This is a genomic window from Cellvibrio sp. KY-GH-1, from assembly GCF_008806975.1.
Classification (GTDB): domain Bacteria; phylum Pseudomonadota; class Gammaproteobacteria; order Pseudomonadales; family Cellvibrionaceae; genus Cellvibrio.
Map to the genome: position 1 here is coordinate 1,062,625 of NZ_CP031728.1, position 18,896 is coordinate 1,081,520.

Here is an 18,896-nt window from a genome sequence, read left to right on the forward strand (position 1 = left end):
ACGCACTAACCATTATCTTTAACGAGGAGTTTTTATGCTGCGCCTGAACCCTGCTCAACTCGATGAAAAATTAGAATTTATTCAACACTATCTTGCTGCAGAGAATGCAGCCGACGGTTCCACCATGGACGCCAATGCCAATGTGACGCAAAAAAATATTGCGACATTGGAGGCGGAGTTAATGAAGGATTTTTTTGTACAAGTTAACCGCGAACAAGTGCGCCGAAAGATTGCGGAGTTATTTGGTGAGAGTATGGCGACGGAATATATTCGCCAGATTGAACAGCATGAAATTTATGTTCACGATGAAACCAGCCTGAAGCCCTACTGTGCCTCGCTCACCATGTATCCATTTTTGCTGGATGGATTAACCAAGCTGGGCGGCGAATCGCGCGCACCACAACATCTAGAATCCTTTTGCGGCACCTTTGTGAATTTTGTCTTTGCTGTGAGTTCACAATTTGCCGGTGCTATAGCCACCGTCGAATTTCTTACCTATTTTGATTATTTCGCACGCAGGGACTACGGTGATAACTACCTGAATACCCACACCAAACAAATCGCCAACCATTTACAACATGTGGTTTACGCGCTTAATCAACCAGCAGCAGCGCGCGGCTATCAAAGCGTGTTCTGGAATATTTCCATTTACGACCAACATTATTTTGATTCGATGTTCGGTGAATTTGTATTTCCGGATTTCACCAAGCCGGAATGGACTAGCGTTGCACAACTGCAAGATTTTTTCCTGCATTGGTTTAATGCTGAACGCAGCAAAACCTTGTTGACCTTCCCGGTAGTGACAGTGGCGATGCTCACCGAAAATGGTCAATGTAAAGATCTCTCCTTTGCCGCGTCTATTGGCTCACATCTGGCCCAAGGTAGCGCGTTTTTTATGTATCTTTCCGACAATGCCGATTCGCTCGCCTCCTGCTGTCGTCTGCGCAACGAAATTAGCGACCACACATTTTCTTACACACTGGGGGCTGGCGGAGTTGCCACTGGTTCGATCAATGTGATCACGATCAATATGAATCGACTGGTCCAGGATAAGCGTGATTTACTCACTGAGGTGAAAAAAATTCACTGCTACCAAGTCGCCTATCGCCAATTAATGGAAGGCTATTTAGCCGCTGGCATGCTCAATGTGTATTCCGCCGGCTTTATCAGCCTCGATAAACAATTTCTCACCATCGGCATTAACGGCATGGTAGAGGCCGCCGAGTCGCAAGGTATTCGTGCCAGCAACAACCCGGAATACATCGCATTTGTACAAAATCAATTAAAAGTCATTTACAACGCTAACCGCGCCGCCAAAGAAGAATTTGGCTACTTGTTCAATACTGAATTTGTTCCGGCTGAAAACTTGGGAGTTAAAAATGCCAAATGGGATAAAGCCGATGGCTATAAAGTGGAACGTGAATGTTATAACTCGTATTTTTATGTGGTGGAGGATGACCACACCAACCCACTCGATAAATTTATTATGCATGGCCGCGAATTGATTGATTATCTCGACGGTGGTTCCGCACTCCATTTAAATCTGGATGAAGCATTAAGTGCAGATGCCTACATAAATCTTATCAACATTGCTGCTAAAACTGGCTGTAACTATTTTTGCATCAACGTAAAAATTACCATCTGTAATCAATGCCAACAGATCGACAAACGCACGCTGCATAAATGCTCTGCGTGCGGCTCAGATGATGTGGATTATGGTACTCGCGTAATTGGGTATTTAAAACGCATTTCGTCCTTCAGTGCCGGGCGTCGCAAAGAGCACAAGTTACGTCACTACCACGTAAAAAAAGCACGCACCACCTCGATTAATAGCACGCAACACCAGGCTGAGCGACATGATTCAACAGCTGCTGCCTGAGATACATAATTAACCATTTACAAATCGATACCGTTTCAAAAACCGACGACTGATTCAAAACTAATGAATGCTGAAACCTCCTCAGCCCTTTCTGCACCCGGCCCCCTTAGCCGGTGTGCAGTTTTTTTGCATGAATCATTTAGCGATAACGCGCAACATATCCCGCAATTTGTTGTACAGCCGCAGCGATACGTGGGGGTAATTGGGTATTTAGCTCAATACTGGCCAATAAATTTTTAATGCCCAAGCCCAATTCGGTATCACCATTCATTTCCAACCGTCGCTGAAAAAATAGCATGTCAGGGTCGAGCTTCTGGGTTGCAATCAGTAGCAGATCGTAACTGCTTGCACTAAAACGCAGATCGGGTTCGGCTTGTGCTTCCGCCACAACCAGCTTATGTTTGCAGTAGCGAACGCTAAATTGAACACCTATATCCTTAACACAAATATTCAGCAATTTATCGCAAAAAAAATCCAATTCGCCTGCAGCAATTGCCTCGCGCAAGGCATAGTTAAGGCTGCACGCCAGTGTCAATTGCTGCAGTCTGTCAGGCACCACTCGCGCAGCCCAACCCATTGCGCCAGGCAGATGTGGAATTACTTTTTGCGCGAGAGCATCTACCCCTTTGCTTACCCTTTGTTGGTATAACATTTTTGCACCTCATGATCGACAATAGAGCATTCCCAATCATGACAAGCTAACACCAAGCTGGCTATAAACCATTGGAGGTAGGCGATGGAATTGTTATGCCCCGCAGGCAATATTCCTGCACTTAAAGCGGCCATTGAAAATGGTGCCGATGCAGTGTACTTGGGGTTGCGCAACGAAACTAACGCGCGCCATTTTGCCGGTTTGAATCTGGACGCGTTAAAACTGAAAGAAGCCGCACATTATGCGCATCAACACCGGTGCAAGGTGCATCTGGCGATTAATACCTTTGCACACCCTGATACCTGGCAGCATTGGACCAGCGCAGTAGATGAGGCGATTGCTTGTGGAGTAGATGCATTAATTATTGCTGACCTGAGCATTCTGCAATATGCCTCCGAGCGCTACCCACACGCAGAGCTGCATTTGTCGGTACAGGCATCGGCAACTAACGCGGCCGCAATCGATTTTTATGCACAGCAATTTAATGTGCAGCGCGTGGTATTGCCTCGGGTACTGTCTATCGCTCAAGTAAAAAATCTGGCGCGCTCCTGCACTACACCTTTGGAAGTATTCGCCTTTGGCAGCCTGTGCATTATGGCGGAGGGGCGTTGCTATTTAAGTTCTTATTTAACCGGGCAATCACCCAATACATTTGGTGCCTGCTCACCTGCCGAATTTGTGCGCTGGGAAGACCGCAATGGCGTGTTGGAATCCCGTTTAAATAATGTATTAATTGATCGCTTTGGCACTAATGAAACAGCGGGCTACCCAACACTGTGCAAAGGCCGCTTTACACTCGCCGATGAACCCGGCTCAACGCCTTATCATGCATTGGAAGAGCCCACCAGTTTAAATACGATGGAATTATTGCCGGAACTTCTCGCACTGGGTATTCGCTCATTAAAAATTGAAGGGCGTCAACGCAGCGCGGCTTACGTCGCGCAAGTTACACGCGCGTGGCGCCAAGCCATTGATTGCTGCCGCGCCGACCCTGAAAAATTTTTAGTTAAAAATGAATGGCAAGCTGCACTCACGCAACTGGCTGAAGGCAGCCAAACCACACTGGGTGCTTACGAACGTCAGTGGCGATAAAAACAAAAGGTTTTATTATGAAATTTTCACTCGGACCGATTTTATATTTTTGGGATAAAAACAGCGTGCTGGATTTTTACCGCACTGCCGCCGAATCCTGTGTAGATATTATTTATTTGGGTGAAACCGTATGCCCCAAGCGTCGCGAATTGCGCCTGGAAGATTACATCGACCTTGCACACCAATTGCGTGAAGCGGGCAAAGAAGTGGTGCTCTCCAGCATGACATTGTTGGAATCCCCAGCAGATTTACGCGAGTTAAATCGCTACTGCGACAACGGTGAATTTTTAATTGAAGCAAATGACATAGGCGCCGTGGGTTTACTGAACGAGCGCGGGCTGCCTTTTGTGGCAGGCAATACACTCAATTGTTATAACCAACACAGTTTGCGCTATTTAATGAAAATGGGTATGCAACGCTGGGTAGTTCCCGTTGAATTACCCCTGCGCTGGATAAACAGTATGTTAGAGAGCAGTGAAATAAACGATGTACGCGAATGCTTTACTTCCGAACTGTTTGCCTTTGGGCACTTACCACTGGCTTGGTCGGCGCGCTGTTTTAGCGCACGTGCCGAGGGTAAATCCAAAGACCAATGCGATTTGTGCTGCAAAAAATATCCAGCAGGCCGAGCAGTAACCAGTCAGGAAGGCGAGACATTATTTACATTAAATGGTATTCAAACCCAATCCGGTTATCGACACAACCTCATTAACGATTTACAAGGGCTACAGCATACTATTGATATTATTCGTTTAAGTCCGCAAGAAAATGATACATTTTTGTGGCTGGAACGCTTTCAACAGCAATTACACAATCCAACAACATTTCCTTTACAAAAGCCTGACTGCAATGGCTTTTGGCATGATCAAGCGGGCAAGGAATTAATCATCGCCAGTACCGGAAGCCACTAAATGGAAAAGACAATCGCCGTAGTATTGGCCGGTGGTCGCTCAAGCCGAATGGGCGGACAACCCAAATGCCTGTGCGCATTGGGCGAGGAGCGCATCATCGACTCCTTACTAGCACGACTTACCCCACAAGTTGATGAAATTCTTTTGAATATCGCGCCCGGCTCGTCCCTGATAGAGGAGATCTTTAGACACCCCACACATAGACCGGCACATATCAGTGTGGTTGAAGACCTATATTCCTCATTCTCAGGCCCGCTTGCAGGCATCGCTAGCAGCATGCAACACCTGCGCGCGCGCAATTCATCGGCAAAATGGTTACTCAGTGTCGCTTCCGACACGCCATTTATACCCACTGATTTGTATAGCCGATTCTTGCAAGCAACAAAGCTGCACAATAATCACGTTTACGTTGCGCAACATAATCATCAACAGCAGTATGTTTTCGCACTCTGGAATATCGCACTTTTCCCACAGCTAGACACAATTTTGCGCGCAGGCGAAAAATATCGAATGCAAGACATACTGCACTCACTACAAGCAATTACCATTGATTTTTCTAACGGCGATGAAAACGCATTTTTTAATGTAAACACCCCTCAGGATTTAATTGCAGCGCATTCATTGCTAGTGCAATAACCAATTGCCGCTACCTACCTCGTTGTAGGTAGCGGCTACCCACTCAAACCGCCCCGCGCCGATAGCAAGCTTAAGACGCGCACAGTAAACTCCTATTGAATAACATGCAGTTATTAATGCTCGCATTGTGAATTATTGGTATCACTAGGAGAGAATTATGGAAAAAAGTGAATACAAAGCCTGGTCCGTTGTTATCGCCAGTACGTTTTCATTTACCATTTGTTTTATGATTTGGATGATGTTTGCGGTTATCGGAATCCCTATCAAAGAAGCATTGGCACTCAATGAAACTGAATTTGGTTTATTGATTGCGATGCCGGTGCTGACTGGATCTTTAATCCGCTTACCCATGGGTATGTGGACCGACCGCTTTGGTGGCAGAATCGTATTTTTTATATTGATGCTTTCAACGGTAATTCCCATTTGGCTAATTTCATATGCAACAGCCTATTGGCAATTTTTAGTGCTGAGTTTATTTGTAGGGGTTGCAGGCGGCTCATTTACCGTTGGTATAGCTTATTGCGCTCGCTGGTTTAAAAAAGAGCGCCAAGGCTTGGCAATGGGAATATTCGGTGCAGGCAATACCGGCGCGGCTGTTACCAAACTCGTTGCCCCCATTATTGTAGTGGCATACGGCTGGACAATGGTTCCCAAAGTTTATGCCGTGCTTATGCTGATTACCGCACTACTGTTTTGGTTTTTTAGTTTTACCGATAAATCCCACAGCGCGGCCAGCGGCATCACGATTAAACAACAACTAGCGGTATTAAAAGATCCCCGGGTATGGCGCTACAGCCAGTATTATTCCATTGTATTCGGCGGTTATGTGGCGCTCTCGCTATGGATGACAAAATACTACATTACCGAATACGGTTTTGATTTAAAAACAGCGGCACTTTTGGCGGTTGCATTTAGTTTGCCCGGCGGCATGTTGCGTGCATTGGGTGGATACTTCTCTGACAAATTTGGCGCTCACACAGTAACCTGGTGGGTACTTTGGGTATCACTCGTGTGTTTGTTTTTTCTCTCCTACCCGCCCACGGAAGTTGTAATTACCACCATTGATGGCACCAAGAGCTTTCACTTCGGCTTGGGTGCAACCAGTTTCACCATTATTATGTTTACCATGGGCATTGCTTTCGCAGTAGGTAAAGCATCGGTTTTTAAATATATTTCTGATGATTACCCCAAAAATATTGGCGTTGTTTCTGGAGTGGTAGGTTTGGCCGGCGGATTAGGTGGATTTATTTTACCTATTTTATTTGGCGCATTGGTTGACTTAACGGGCGTCCGCTCTTCTGCATTTATGTTTATGTTCGGCATTATTTGGACATCACTCATGTGGATGTACTTCTCCGAGGTTCGACCTGTACACGCCGAAAAAGAGTTGCACCGCAACACACCCCCTCAGGAACATTAATTCTATTCTATAGGGCTTGATGCAGATCAACCGCAAAAAGCCCAGCATTTTTATACTGATTACAATTTATTTTTTCGATTACATAAATGTATCAGGACATTACCATGACCAACAAAGAAAGTGACTTACCATTAGTCTATTCATGCTCAGGCTGCTCCAATGTAGCGCAGCTCGCGAATGATATTGCCGTCGTACTAGACCGGGAAGGACATGCGCAAATGTCATGCATCGCTGGTGTGGGGGGCAATGTGAAAGGGTTAGTCAAACTTGCAAAATCGGGTCGCCCTATTCTCGCTATTGATGGTTGTAAAATTGCCTGCGTAAAAAAAGTATTGGAGCAGCATCAGATTAAACCCAGCTGGCATTTTGAATTGAGTGGTTTGGGGTTAAAAAAAATAGAGCATCAGGGTTGCTCTATTGGCGATATGCATAAGGCATTGAGTGCTGCACATCAATTACTATCCATAAAAAAAATGGATTAGTTTATTAATTTTTTGCAACAGATCACATCAGCAGACTATTTGATTTAACACAAACTCACTGAAAATTAACAACCAGGTACATACCGCTGGATTCACAACTACCCCCAAAGTGGTAATCGTGCACCCATTCACGGCAATAACATCACCCAACCAAAGCCGCTAGTATGAAACCACTATAGAAACAACGCCGAGCTTAATGACCTAAGGTCATCCCGACTATGGCATTAAGCCAATGGGTCTGTTTGGAAATGAACAGGCCTCCCGGATTGGAAAGGTGTTTTATGCTGGTTGAATCGCCACTAACAGATAGGTTTGCGCGCACGTTTGGTTATTTGCGCCTGTCACTCACGGAAAAATGTAATTTCAGTTGCAGCTATTGTTTACCCGATGGCAGCGAATGCCATTCTATGGAGGGTGATTTAAGTCTGATTGAAATTCGTCGTTTAGTCACCGCTTTTGCATTATTAGGCACTCAAAAAATTCGCCTAACCGGCGGTGAACCGAGCTTGCGCCGCGATTTATGTGACATCATAAAAACCTGTAAAAATGTTGCAGGAATTAACTCAGTAGCACTTACCACTAACGGCTTTCGCCTGGAAAAAGACGTAGCCAGCTGGCGTGCTGCGGGTTTGGATGCGCTTAATGTCAGCATTGATAGCTTGCGCCCGGAGATGTTTCAACTAATCACTGGCAGTGGAAAGTTGCGCAGCATTTTAACGGGCCTTGATGAGGCTCAAGCACTGGGCTTTAAACAACTCAAAATTAACACCGTGTTGCTGCGCGAACAGAATGCCCGTGAGCTGGACGATTTTCTTGCATTTATTAAAACCCGCAGAATTACCCTTCGTTTTATTGAGTTAATGCGCACCGGTGACAACGCGGATTTTTTTGCCCGCCAACATTTAAGTGGTGAGAGTATTCAACAGCGTTTGCTAAGTGAGGGATGGACGCAAAAAATTCGCAGCGCTAATGCTGGACCCGCCAAAGAATTTATCCACCCGGATTACCTCGGCTCTATAGGCCTGATAATGCCCTACAGCAAAAACTTTTGTGCTGATTGCAATCGCCTGCGGGTTTCCAGCAAAGCGGAATTGTATTTATGTTTATTTGCCGAGCAACATCAATCCATGCGCGCATTATTACAACGCGATGACCCGCAACCGCTGATGAATTTTTTGCGCGCCGCACTACAACATAAAACTGCCAGTCACGATTTACAGAACCAGATCACCGGTTCAACCCGTCACTTAGCCATGATTGGCGGTTAATTTTTCTATAGATAGCGAGTGTATTATTTATGGGCCACCACACCACAGAAAATATTTTACCGCTAGCGATTGCGGTACTGACCGTATCCGACACCCGCAGCATTGCCAATGACACTTCCGGCGCGGCTTTAATTGAGCGACTACAAGATGCACAACACCAACTCGCCACACGCGCTCTGGTCATTGACGATATTTATCAAATCCGAGCCCAGTGTTCGCAGTGGATTGCCGACGAAAAAATTCAGGTGATTTTAATCACCGGAGGGACAGGTTTTACCGGGCGCGATTCAACCCCTGAGGCCATGACCCCCTTATTTGATAAAACCGTAGAAGGCTTTGGCGAATTATTTCGCCAGATATCTTATCGCCATATTGGTACTTCCACTATTCAATCCCGTGCGGTTGCCGGGCTTGCCAATAACACGCTGATTTTTTGTTTACCTGGCTCCACTAACGCCTGCAAAACAGCGTGGGATGAGATCATTAAATACCAATTGGATTCCACACAGGGCCCATGCAACTTTGTACCGCATTTAAAAAAGACTGATCGTCTACCTTGCGGAACACGCGGATAAACGGAACGAATATGACGATGAACCAGCAACACACGCATCACACCCTACCAGCGTTGACGCACCTCGATCAAACCGGCGCTGCCTGCATGGTGGATATTAGCGATAAAACCATCACCAAACGCATCGCAGTAGCCAGTGCGATGGTAATTACCCGCTCCGATGTTATTGGCCTGATCCAAAATGCCAGCCTAAAAAAAGGCGACGTGTTAGCGGTAGCTCGTATTGCGGGAATTATGGCCGCGAAAAAAACTGCAGATTTAATCCCACTCTGCCATCCGGTGGCACTATCAAAAGTTAGCATAGACTTTGTGTGTGATGTCTCTGTTGGCGCCATTTTTATTCGCAGCCGCTGCGTAACCACTGGCCAAACGGGAGTAGAAATGGAGGCGCTTACTGCTGCAAGTGTTGCAGCACTGACTATTTATGACATGTGCAAAGCGGTAGATAAAAACATGGAGATAAGCAGTCTTTATCTGGAACAAAAATCCGGCGGAAAAAGCGGTGACTGGCAACAGGAGCACACGCATGATTAAAGTGTGTTTTTTCGCTGACTTACGCGAGCGCTTAGGTTGTGCTGAACTGTTTGTCCAGGATTTTTCAGGCGAAAACATTAATCAGCTTAAAACGTTTATTGTCAAACAACATCCGCACTGGGAGAAAATATTTTTAGAAAAAAAGTTACTAATAGCCGTTAATCATGCCATGGCTAGTAATGACACCGCCATCGCAGCGGGTGATGAGGTCGCTTTTTTTCCACCCGTGACAGGTGGTTAGGATGGGTTTAGATGCGTAATCTAGTGCGTGTACAAACGGATGATTTTGATTTAAATATGGAATACAACCGGTTAATTACTACAAATTCTACTTGCGGTGCAGTCGTATTATTTAGCGGGCTGGTGCGCGATTTTATTCCTCCACAACAGCTGGTTAGTCTTGAATTGGAACATTACCCACTCATGACAGAAACCATGCTGGGCAAGCTCAGTATGCAGGCAAACGCACGCTGGGCGTTGCAGCGCACAACAATAATACATCGCACCGGGAAGCTATTACCGGGTGATCAAATTGTGTTGGTAGGTGTATCCAGCGCACATCGTACCGATGCCTTTGAAGCTGCTCAATTCATCATGGATAAACTCAAAACCAGTGCCCCTTTTTGGAAAAAAGAAACCTTGATGCCTAATCCGGATAGCAAACCGGAATCCTATTGGGTTTCAGCCAAAGACAGTGACGAGCAACTCGCCCTGCGCTGGTAAACGTATTATCCCCTAGATTACCCACCCACCCTAACCGACATTCAATCGCTGGACGGGTTTCGAACGTTGCTTTTAACTATGAATATAAAACACATTTGTTATCTATTTTCGGCGCTGATGTTGTTAACTAGCAACGGCACACTATCTGACGATAAAGTTCAACAAATTGTCAGTATGGCAAGGGATTACTGCGGCTCATGCCATTCAATGCCAAACCCTAATGTGGCCCCCAAAAAAAGTTGGCCACGAATAATAGAAACCATGAATGAAATTGCCTTAAAGAAATATGGGAAGGCAATCATAGACGCTAATCAAACGCGGGATATTACGGCATTCTACTATGGCACTGCACCTGAAAATTTGCCCGTCCTGCCTTACAACAAACCGTCAGACAGATTGGCATTCAAACAGCATGTAGTTGGCGCAACTCAAACTATGCCCCTGATCACCAATATAAAATTTGCAGCGATTAATGGCGATAAAAGTACCGAGTTTATAGTAAGTGATATGAGCAATAATGCGGTATTTTTACTATCAAAAGAGAATGGAAAATGGAACGAGAAAAAAATTGCAGACATCAGCACATCGGTTTACGCCGATATTATTGATTATGATGGTGATCTTGATAAAGATATGCTTATTGGAGATATTGGCGTTCTTCCGTATACCGATAAACAGGTAGGGAAAGTTTTTCTACTTAGAAAACAAAAAGGCGGAACATTTTCCAAAGAAATTCTTATGGATGGCATAGGCCGCATTGCAGAAGTCAGAGCCATCGACGTAGATAAGGATGGCGATCTTGACATAATAGTTGCAGCCTTTGGAGGAGGTGATAGCGGTGAAATTTTCTGGTTAGAAAATCAGGGTAACAACAAGCATGCAAAACGAAGCCTATTAAACGTGACCGGTGCACTCAACATAATTCCTTGGGATATAAACAACGATGGGCACATGGACTTCATTAGCCTCATATCTCAAGAGCATGAATTATTTATGGCTTTTATTAATCAAGGCAACAAACAATTTACTCAAAGTGTACTCGCACGCGGCCCACACCCCATGTTTGGTTCCACCGGTATGCGTTTGGTTGATTTGGATTTAGATGGCGACATGGATATTTTGTTTACCAATGGCGATGCTTACGACACTCAAAATGATTTAAAACCTTATCATGGCGTTCAGTGGTTAGAAAACCTTCATGGTAAAACATTTAAATACCGCGATATAGGCAGGTTTTATGGAGCAGCCTTGGCACTAGCCGGCGATATGGATAATGACGGCGATTTGGATGTAGTGGCGAGCAGCTTTATGAATGATTGGAATGATCCAAAACGACAAAGCATGGTTTGGTTTGAAAATGACGGCAAGCAGAACTTTATTCAACACGACCTTATCGCTAAACCAGCGAGCATTGCATCATTTGAATTAGCCGATGTCACCGGAGACGGATATTTGGATATTATTGCCGGTAGCCTTAGGTTGGATCTTTTATTTAAAATGAATAACTCAAGTGATAAAAGTAAAGGCGCAAAGCCAAGTCCTACACCAAGAATTGTGATTCTTGAAAATATGGGGAGAAAATAAAAAATTAGCTGCAAAAAATCAGCCTCACCCTAAAAACATCTTTCCTCCGGCAACCAACAGTACCAACGCCATTACTTGGCGAATAAGGGTAGCACTAAAACGTTTGCTGCCGAATTCCGCACCCAACCAGCCACCCAATATGGCGGCAACTGCCCAATAGCCAATGCCCTCTGGCAATACCGGATGCATGGACATGACCCCTAGCAAGCCCGCTACGGAATTTACCAAAATAAATACGGCGGCTACACCCGAGATTACGCGAGTTTCTCCCCAACACAGAAATAACAATAGAGGGCTCAGGAAAATTCCCCCGCCGACACCGACTAACCCCGACAAGAACCCAATAATTAACCCCGCACACATTAACAACCATTTTTTTGGTGCCTGTATTTTTTGGGTAGGCGCTTTTTTAGCAGTTAAAAACGAATGGAATGCCGCATAAATTAATACAGCACCCAGAATAGGTTTGTAATAATCACCTGGAAGCGTTAGTCCGCCACCGAGATAAGCGCAGGGAATAGAAGTGATAATTAATGGCCACAGCAGCGACCAGGAAAATGCATCAGTGCGAATATATTTAGTACTGGCGATAGTGGCGACTAAAATATTTAACGCAAGTGCGGCCGGTTTCAAACTTTCCGGGGCGAGCCCCGCAAGCGCCATAATGGCAATATAGCCAGAGGCACCCGCATGCCCAACTGAAGAATACAAAACGGCAGCGATAAAAATACCAATAGCAATTAACAGCGGCAGCAAATCCAAAAAAAACCTCACCGTAATTAGCGAATAAATCTATCAAAAGGGATAACGTTGACCGATTCACCTGGTAGTACCGTGCCCCGCTCTGCCTCCAGGCAAATATAACCATTAGCCTTTGCCATACTGCTTAATACGCCAGAGCTTTGCGAACCAGCACTAACGACGGTGTTCACACCTTGCTTGCTCGCTAAAATTCCACGCTGAAAATCCATCCGCCCGGAATGCTTTTTAAAGGATTGTTGAGCGATGGCGCTCAGCTGCAGTGATTCAACCCATTTTTCTCCAGCTAGATATCGTAAAGCAGGCACAACCAGCTGATGATAAGTGACCGCCGTTGAAACAGGATTGCCCGGCAGACCAAAGAACCAACCTGCCCCTAAACGGCCAAAAGCAAAAGGTTTTCCCGGCTTCATCGCGACTTTCCAGAAGTCAATCTGGCCTAACTCTTCCAATATTGTTTTGGTGTAGTCCGCATCACCCACAGAGACCCCACCGGTAGAAATGACGACATCAGCCCATTGTGCAGCCTGCATAAACGCTGCACGAAGAGCCAGCAAATCATCGGCGATAATGCCCATATCTTTTATTTCGACGTTTAATCGTTGCAAGAGTGCGCATAGCAAAGGGCGATTGCTGTCATAAATTTTATCTTCTGCGTGCGCACTGCCAAGTGACAACAACTCATCGCCCGTCGATAACACAGCGATACGCAACTTCCGCCACACCTTGATGCGCGCAATCCCCAGCGATGCAAGCAAACCAATATCCAGCGCACTAATACGATGGCCCTTACCCAGAACTTCACTGCCTTTTTTTATATCGTCACCGGCGCGACGAATATTTTCGCCTTGCAGCACAGGTTTGTTCAGCTGCAGTGTTTTCGCAGTAAGTGTAACATTTTCTTGCATCACCACGGCATCGGCGCCCGCCGGAATCATCGCACCGGTCATAATGCGCACAGCCTGCATTTTACCGAGCGCTGACTGCGCCTCCTCGCGTTCGCTAAAACGAAAGGGGTGCCCGGCCAGCGACTGGCCAATTACTTCAAACAAAGCGCCTTCAGTTTGTGCATCACTCGTGCGCAGCGCATAACCATCCATCGCGGAGTTATCGCTGGCAGGAACATTAATATTGGCCAACACTGATTCTGCAAGAATGCGGTCTAATGCAAGCGCCAAATCAACCCATTCGGTTTCCTGTACTGGAATTAATTGTTGATGTATTCGCAACAACGCATCTTGCACAGGTAACAAGCCAGGCTGTGAACAACAATCCATAGACAAACTCTACTGAACATTAATTTTGTTGATTAATCATCCACACGGCTGCTTCTACGCGTGAGCGCAAATGCAATTTTTTCAGCAGATGCTTAACATGCACTTTGACTGTGCCGTCAGAAATAGCCAATTCGCGCGCAATGACTTTATTGCTCATGCCTTTGGCAATTAATTTCAGAATTTCCAATTCACGCTGGGTGAGACTGTCACTACCCACAGCAGCTTTTGTGGTGGGATTGCGAATAGCGGTAGCGAGCACTTGAGTGACTGCCTCACTCAACACCATTTTGCCGGACAAGGCGCGTTCGATTTGCACCAGCATATCTTCCGGTTCCATGTCTTTTAGCAAATAGCCATCTGCTCCCGCTGAAATTGCACTGAGCACATCTTCATCGGCATCGGACACAGTGAGCATCACAATGCGCGAAGTGACACCTTCATCGCGCAAATGGCGTAGCGTTTCCAAACCATCCATGCCCTGCATATTCAAATCCAATAAAATTAGATCAGGGTCAAGTTCACTCGCCAATTTAATCGCATCTTTGCCATTGCTCGCTTCGGCTACTACTTCCATCTCACCCGACAGTGTTAAAAGTTGACGCAACCCTTTACGCAATAAAGGGTGATCGTCCACCAACATAATGCTCGCGGCCGTTTCTGTCACAAGACTCTCCTCAATACCAATACATCATTATATGCAGTTTAACTGCTTGCAGAACCTAAGGGCAGCACATGCCCATTTGTGGGTAGATAGATCAACTACACCTACCCCTATTGGGTAGGCAAGCTAACACCTCTAATACCGCAACTTAACACTGAGGTTGAATAGTTTCCATATCTGCGCAGAGCCATAGTGATCCTTGCGCGAAAACAACTCTTTTGACCGAGGGCTTCACATGTCTGACCTAAAACAATGGGAACCGGAACAGCAAACGTTCTGGGATTCACACGGGAGAGCAATTGCCAATCGCAATTTGTGGATCTCAATTCCAAGCTTACTCTGTGGCTTTGCCGTGTGGATGCAGTGGAGCATTATTACCGTGCAAATGCTGAACCTTGGCTTTCCCTATCAAGCAGGCGATTTATTCAGCCTAACGGCGATTGCCGGATTAACCGGAGCGACGCTGCGTATTCCAGCCAGTTTTTTTATTCGCTTGTGTGGTGGCCGCTACACCATTTTTTTAACCACCAGTTTATTGATGCTACCTGCCATTGGCACTGGTCTGGCTTTGCAGGATCAAAACACGCCATTTTGGGTGTTCCAATTAATGGCGTTGCTCTCCGGGATTGGCGGGGGTAATTTTGCAGCATCTATGTCCAACATCAGTTTTTTTTATCCTCGTAAGCAGCAAGGATTAGCGCTTGGCCTAAATGCCGGGTTAGGTAATTTCGGTGTGACCAGCATGCAAATTCTGGTACCGCTGTTTATGACCTTTGGCGCCTTTGGCGCACTGGGTGGTGACCCAATGGTGTTGAAATCTGCAAGCGGCACCTTAATTGGTGCTATTCCTGCAGGTACTGAAACCTGGATTCAAAACGCAGGGTTTGTCTGGTTACTGCTGCTCATCCCACTCGCTTTTGCGATTTGGTTTGGCATGAACAATATCAACACCGCAGAGGTTAGTCCCAATCTGGCAGGCGGAGCGCCGCGCTCTTTTGCGATCATTATCGCCATGATGTTAATTGGCTTTGCGACCTCAGCTCTGGGGCTGTGGCTCATCATGCCTGCCAGTGTCAATGGTTCCGGGTTTGGCATTCCCAAAGAGCTGGTACTGGTGTTGGTGTTATTTGCTACAGTGATGTTACTCAAAGCGCTGCCCGGAACTATTCGCACCAGCCTTGATCGTCAATACAAAATTTTTAACAACAAACACACTTGGGTAATGAGTGTATTGTACGTGATGACTTTTGGCTCATTTATTGGTTTTTCTGCTGCCTTCCCACTGTCTATTCAAGTTATTTTTGGTTTTAGTCATGTACCTGTCGATGGGGTAATGACCCACAATACCCTCAACCCGAATGGCCCAAGCGCTCTGACTTACGCGTGGATCGCTCCCTTTATTGGCGCACTCATTCGCCCGGTAGGTGGCTGGGTATCTGACAAATTTGGCGGTGCACTGGTCACGCAAATGTGTGCGATTGCCATGGTGATTTTGTCGATCGTTGCGGCTTATTACATGAGCATGGCCTATCAATCCGCAACCCCAGAACAGTATTTTGCGCCCTTCTTTTTGGTGTTCTTGGGTTTGTTTGCCGCAAGCGGGATGGGTAATGGTTCAACATTCTGTTCCATCGCCAATATTTTTCCTAAAGAGCAAGCAGGCCCAGCATTGGGCTGGACTTCTGCGGTAGCAGGTTATGGCGCATTTTATATTCCGCAGGTTTTTGGCGAACAAATCAAAGCGGCCACACCGGAATATGCGATGCTGGGTTTTGCGGTGTTTTATCTGGTGTGTGTGTTATTAAACTGGTGGTTTTATCTACGCAAACAAGGCGAGTTCTATAATCCCTGAAAACGTGACAACTTTGAGCAGGTGATTCAATCCAATCAGTAGTGCAACCCAATCACGATTGCACCACCTGCTCAGCTCTACCCAAAAACTTTACCGACTAAATTACCTTGGAGTAACGAATTGTTGATGCGTTGTAAAGATACTCATCAAAAACCATACAAATTCTACGAATAAGCAACCGCCCTGCATTGAGAACTTCAATTCCGTCATCGTCAATACTGAGCAATCCATCTTCAATCATTGGTTTTAATTGCGCTAACTCTTTAGCAAAATGGCTGCGTGAATCCAGACCAAATGCATTATCAACAGCAGCAAAATTCAAATTGAAATGACAAATTAACTGATTAATTACAAACTGCCGCAACAGATCTTCGCTGGTTAATTCAATACCTTTAACAAAAGGGATTTCACCTGAATCAATTGATTTTTGATAATGTTCAACGCGCTTAGCATTTTGTATATAGACATTGCCGAATGCGCTAATCGCAGAAGCCCCAAAAGAGAGCAAATCGCAATCGCCATGAGTGGAGTAGCCCTGAAAATTTCGTTGTAACTTTCCTACTCTTTGTGCTTGTACCAAACTATCATCCGGTTTTGCGAAATGATCCATGCCAACATAAATATACCCAGCGCTCTGCAAACGCTCTATCGCCATATACAAAAGTTCAAGTTTTTGCTCTGCTGAGGGAAGATCACGCTCATTAATCAATTCCTGGCTCTTAAAAAGATGTGGCATATGGGCATAATTAAATAATGACAAGCGGTCGGGAGAAAGTTCTATCACTCTATTTAATGTTTCACCGACACTGGTCAAGGTTTGCATCGGCAGACCATATATTAAATCCATACTGATCGAGTGATAGCCCTGTTGGCGCAGCGCCGCTACCAAGGCACTTACATCTTCAACACTGTTATAACGATTTACTGCTTTTTGAACCTGAGAATCAAAGTCCTGTACACCCATACTGACTCGATTAAAACCAAGTTTGCGCAAATGTGCCATGGTATTCGCCGACACGCGCCCCGGATGAATCTCGACGGAGTACTCACCTGCGTCATCATCCAGCAATATAAAGTGCTTGCGTGTCGCAGCCATCAGCCAAGACATTTCGTCATCACTGATAAACGTGGGAGTACCACCACCCCAATGCAATTGAGTGACAGGTCGCGCGGAATCAAATAGCTCTGCCTGCATCGCCATTTCCCGTTCCATAAGCTCCAAATAAGGTTGCGCACGGCCTTTATTGTTAGTAACGACCTTGTTGCACCCACAATAAAAGCAAAGGGTATCGCAAAAAGGAATATGGAAATAAAGCGACAGCGGCCTTCCGCTTGCATTGCTGCGCGCAACCGCCGCGTTAAAATCAACAGTCGAAAAACTTTCATGGAATTGTGGTGCCGTGGGGTAAGAAGTATAACGCGGGCCGGTTAAATCGTACTGGCGAATTAGGTTGGAATCCCATTTAAGCGGAGCTTGAAAGTGCGACATCTGAAACCTCGATTCATCGATGACTCTATTGGGAAGTCATTTATTTGAAATAGTTGTTCAACATACGCTTTTCCCACAAAAAGCTGTTGATATGCATCAACCTATTTGAGACATCGAAATTAAATTCAGTTTTAACAGATGTAAAATCACCCGACTTAAAAAAATCTGCCAGTGACTTTGTGGCAAGACTTGCTCCAGCGACGTTGATGAAGCCGTTTAGTTGATAGCCTAACTGGTTTTTTGCAAGGGATTCTAAAATTCGTTGCTGCCCATCCGCAACTTGGGAATTATCAGGGCTTAAATCCATAAATTTCTGAATGGTTAATCCGAGAATAGCGAGAGGATTTAGCGCCTCATCGTCATTGCATCGTTTAAACCAGGCGCTACATTTTGTTTCCAGATTCCCCTCTGGAGGTTCACCTGATGCCCCGGCACTCATAAATAAAACATTTATTTTGGAATGGCTGTAGTAGTGCTCAGCTAGCACGGATGCCACAGAGCCAATGACCGAGCTGGGTATTGTATGCCTCATAAATTTGTCCCCAGTGTTCTCTACTATTCATCAATAGCGCTTAGTTGTGCCTTAGCGCATGAAACATCCAAGCCAAAGGCATCCAATAACGTGATGGCCTTTTTTACTGTGCGCAAATACTCGTCTTTCTCTGGCAGTTTACGCTTGCACGATAGCTCATTTGCAAGCAGCCATTCCTGCACTTCTACAAGTCCTGTTTCGGTAACCCCATGTGAAAGCAAAGCTTCTGCGGTAATGTTAGAGACATACTGCGGAGTAAGCTCATCGGGTGAACGTAGCTTCAACTGCACGACCAAATCATTTCGCAATACTCTGCGAAGCGCATTTTTAGGTGAGGAAATTATAGCGATTGCTGCGTCAATATACTTTTTAGGATTGGCTCGAATCTCTTCAAGATCCCAGCGCAATTTCAAGTGGCGACAAAATCGGGGTAAAGCACCTCTTGCTTGAGCAGAGTTAAGCCCATAGCACTTCGCTGCGTCAGCGACAGACTGGCCTTCTGCAATCGCAATCAAAATATTTGCTTTGGTTACATCAGAAATCATATTTTCTCCAGTGTGCAATTGCTTTT

Annotated in this window: 20 protein-coding genes and 1 riboswitch; of the genes, 13 read left to right on the plus strand and 7 right to left on the minus strand. The window is 45.6% G+C overall.

All coding sequences use genetic code 11. The features are described 5' to 3' along the window. Positions 1 to 34 precede the first annotated feature (34 nt). The gene (gene nrdD, locus D0C16_RS04495) at positions 35 to 1,879 is read left to right on the plus strand and encodes an anaerobic ribonucleoside-triphosphate reductase (protein ID WP_151031200.1); all 1,845 of its coding nucleotides are present in this window, start codon (positions 35 to 37) and stop codon (positions 1,877 to 1,879) included. 139 nt (positions 1,880 to 2,018) lie between these two features. Here the strand turns inward: nrdD and D0C16_RS04500 are convergent, their stop codons facing one another. Then, a complete protein-coding gene (locus tag D0C16_RS04500; RefSeq protein WP_151031201.1) occupies positions 2,019 to 2,531 on the minus strand; it encodes an SCP2 domain-containing protein in 513 nt (170 codons plus the stop codon). 84 nt (positions 2,532 to 2,615) lie between these two features. Between D0C16_RS04500 and D0C16_RS04505 the strand changes: the two genes are divergently transcribed. From D0C16_RS04505 to D0C16_RS04555, 11 genes are all read left to right on the plus strand, one after another. Continuing rightward, entirely contained in the window at positions 2,616 to 3,623 is a 1,008-nt protein-coding gene (locus tag D0C16_RS04505) for a peptidase U32 family protein (protein ID WP_151031202.1), read from the plus strand. A 17-nt stretch (positions 3,624 to 3,640) separates the two neighbouring features. Continuing rightward, entirely contained in the window at positions 3,641 to 4,534 is an 894-nt protein-coding gene (locus tag D0C16_RS04510) for a U32 family peptidase (RefSeq protein WP_151031203.1), read from the plus strand. Beyond that, on the plus strand, positions 4,535 to 5,170 hold the full coding sequence (gene mobA / locus D0C16_RS04515; RefSeq protein ID WP_151031204.1) for a molybdenum cofactor guanylyltransferase MobA: 636 nt from the start codon (positions 4,535 to 4,537) through the stop codon (positions 5,168 to 5,170). 157 nt (positions 5,171 to 5,327) lie between these two features. Continuing rightward, positions 5,328 to 6,590: a nitrate/nitrite transporter gene (locus D0C16_RS04520; protein WP_151031205.1), complete on the plus strand. Its 1,263-nt coding sequence runs from the start codon at positions 5,328 to 5,330 to the stop codon at positions 6,588 to 6,590. A gap of 104 nt (positions 6,591 to 6,694) precedes the next feature. Continuing rightward, positions 6,695 to 7,072 (plus strand): putative zinc-binding protein, encoded by a 378-nt coding sequence (locus D0C16_RS04525; protein ID WP_151031206.1) that lies wholly within the window; start codon positions 6,695 to 6,697, stop codon positions 7,070 to 7,072. 173 nt (positions 7,073 to 7,245) lie between these two features. Continuing rightward, positions 7,246 to 7,365, plus strand: a riboswitch (molybdenum cofactor riboswitch). Then, positions 7,354 to 8,340, plus strand: a complete 987-nt coding sequence (gene moaA, locus D0C16_RS04530; RefSeq protein ID WP_151031207.1) for a GTP 3',8-cyclase MoaA — start codon at positions 7,354 to 7,356, stop codon at positions 8,338 to 8,340. Its footprint overlaps the riboswitch before it by 12 nt. A 29-nt stretch (positions 8,341 to 8,369) precedes the next feature. Next, entirely contained in the window at positions 8,370 to 8,915 is a 546-nt protein-coding gene (gene moaB, locus D0C16_RS04535) for a molybdenum cofactor biosynthesis protein B (protein WP_151031208.1), read from the plus strand. An 11-nt stretch (positions 8,916 to 8,926) separates the two neighbouring features. Further along, complete coding sequence (gene moaC / locus D0C16_RS04540; protein ID WP_370458204.1) at positions 8,927 to 9,448, plus strand: cyclic pyranopterin monophosphate synthase MoaC; 522 nt, start codon at positions 8,927 to 8,929, stop codon at positions 9,446 to 9,448. Then, positions 9,441 to 9,689: a MoaD/ThiS family protein gene (locus D0C16_RS04545; protein WP_151031210.1), complete on the plus strand. Its 249-nt coding sequence runs from the start codon at positions 9,441 to 9,443 to the stop codon at positions 9,687 to 9,689. The genes moaC and D0C16_RS04545 overlap by 8 nt, the downstream gene beginning before the upstream one ends. An 11-nt stretch (positions 9,690 to 9,700) precedes the next feature. Then, positions 9,701 to 10,171 carry a molybdenum cofactor biosynthesis protein MoaE gene (locus D0C16_RS04550; RefSeq protein WP_151031211.1) on the plus strand — a complete coding sequence of 157 codons (471 nt, stop codon included), beginning with the start codon at positions 9,701 to 9,703 and terminating at the stop codon, positions 10,169 to 10,171. 78 nt (positions 10,172 to 10,249) lie between these two features. Beyond that, complete coding sequence (locus D0C16_RS04555) at positions 10,250 to 11,755, plus strand: VCBS repeat-containing protein (RefSeq protein WP_151031212.1); 1,506 nt, start codon at positions 10,250 to 10,252, stop codon at positions 11,753 to 11,755. A 24-nt stretch (positions 11,756 to 11,779) separates the two neighbouring features. Here D0C16_RS04555 and D0C16_RS04560 read toward each other — a convergent pair whose 3' ends face one another. Genes D0C16_RS04560 through narL form a run of 3 tightly spaced genes read right to left on the minus strand, consistent with a single transcriptional unit; the run spans position 11,780 to position 14,455 of the window. Beyond that, the gene (locus tag D0C16_RS04560; RefSeq protein ID WP_151031213.1) at positions 11,780 to 12,517 is read right to left on the minus strand and encodes a sulfite exporter TauE/SafE family protein; all 738 of its coding nucleotides are present in this window, start codon (positions 12,515 to 12,517) and stop codon (positions 11,780 to 11,782) included. Positions 12,518 to 12,534: 17 nt separating this feature from the next. Further along, positions 12,535 to 13,791, minus strand: a complete 1,257-nt coding sequence (gene glp, locus D0C16_RS04565; protein ID WP_151031214.1) for a gephyrin-like molybdotransferase Glp — start codon at positions 13,789 to 13,791, stop codon at positions 12,535 to 12,537. 19 nt (positions 13,792 to 13,810) lie between these two features. Continuing rightward, positions 13,811 to 14,455: a two-component system response regulator NarL gene (gene narL / locus D0C16_RS04570; RefSeq protein WP_151031215.1), complete on the minus strand. Its 645-nt coding sequence runs from the start codon at positions 14,453 to 14,455 to the stop codon at positions 13,811 to 13,813. Between the two features lie 232 nt (positions 14,456 to 14,687). On the opposite strand from narL, the gene D0C16_RS04575 reads away from it, so the two are divergent. Further along, positions 14,688 to 16,304: an antiporter gene (locus D0C16_RS04575; protein WP_151031216.1), complete on the plus strand. Its 1,617-nt coding sequence runs from the start codon at positions 14,688 to 14,690 to the stop codon at positions 16,302 to 16,304. Positions 16,305 to 16,401: 97 nt separating this feature from the next. Here the strand turns inward: D0C16_RS04575 and hemN are convergent, their stop codons facing one another. From hemN to D0C16_RS04590, 3 genes are read right to left on the minus strand one after another with little or no spacing between them, the layout of a single operon-like run. After that, the gene (gene hemN, locus D0C16_RS04580) at positions 16,402 to 17,793 is read right to left on the minus strand and encodes an oxygen-independent coproporphyrinogen III oxidase (RefSeq protein WP_151031217.1); all 1,392 of its coding nucleotides are present in this window, start codon (positions 17,791 to 17,793) and stop codon (positions 16,402 to 16,404) included. Positions 17,794 to 17,833: 40 nt separating this feature from the next. After that, a complete protein-coding gene (locus D0C16_RS04585) occupies positions 17,834 to 18,289 on the minus strand; it encodes a hypothetical protein (RefSeq protein WP_151031218.1) in 456 nt (151 codons plus the stop codon). 59 nt (positions 18,290 to 18,348) lie between these two features. Beyond that, complete coding sequence (locus D0C16_RS04590) at positions 18,349 to 18,870, minus strand: hypothetical protein (protein ID WP_151031219.1); 522 nt, start codon at positions 18,868 to 18,870, stop codon at positions 18,349 to 18,351. Between the last annotated feature and the right edge of the window lie 26 nt (positions 18,871 to 18,896).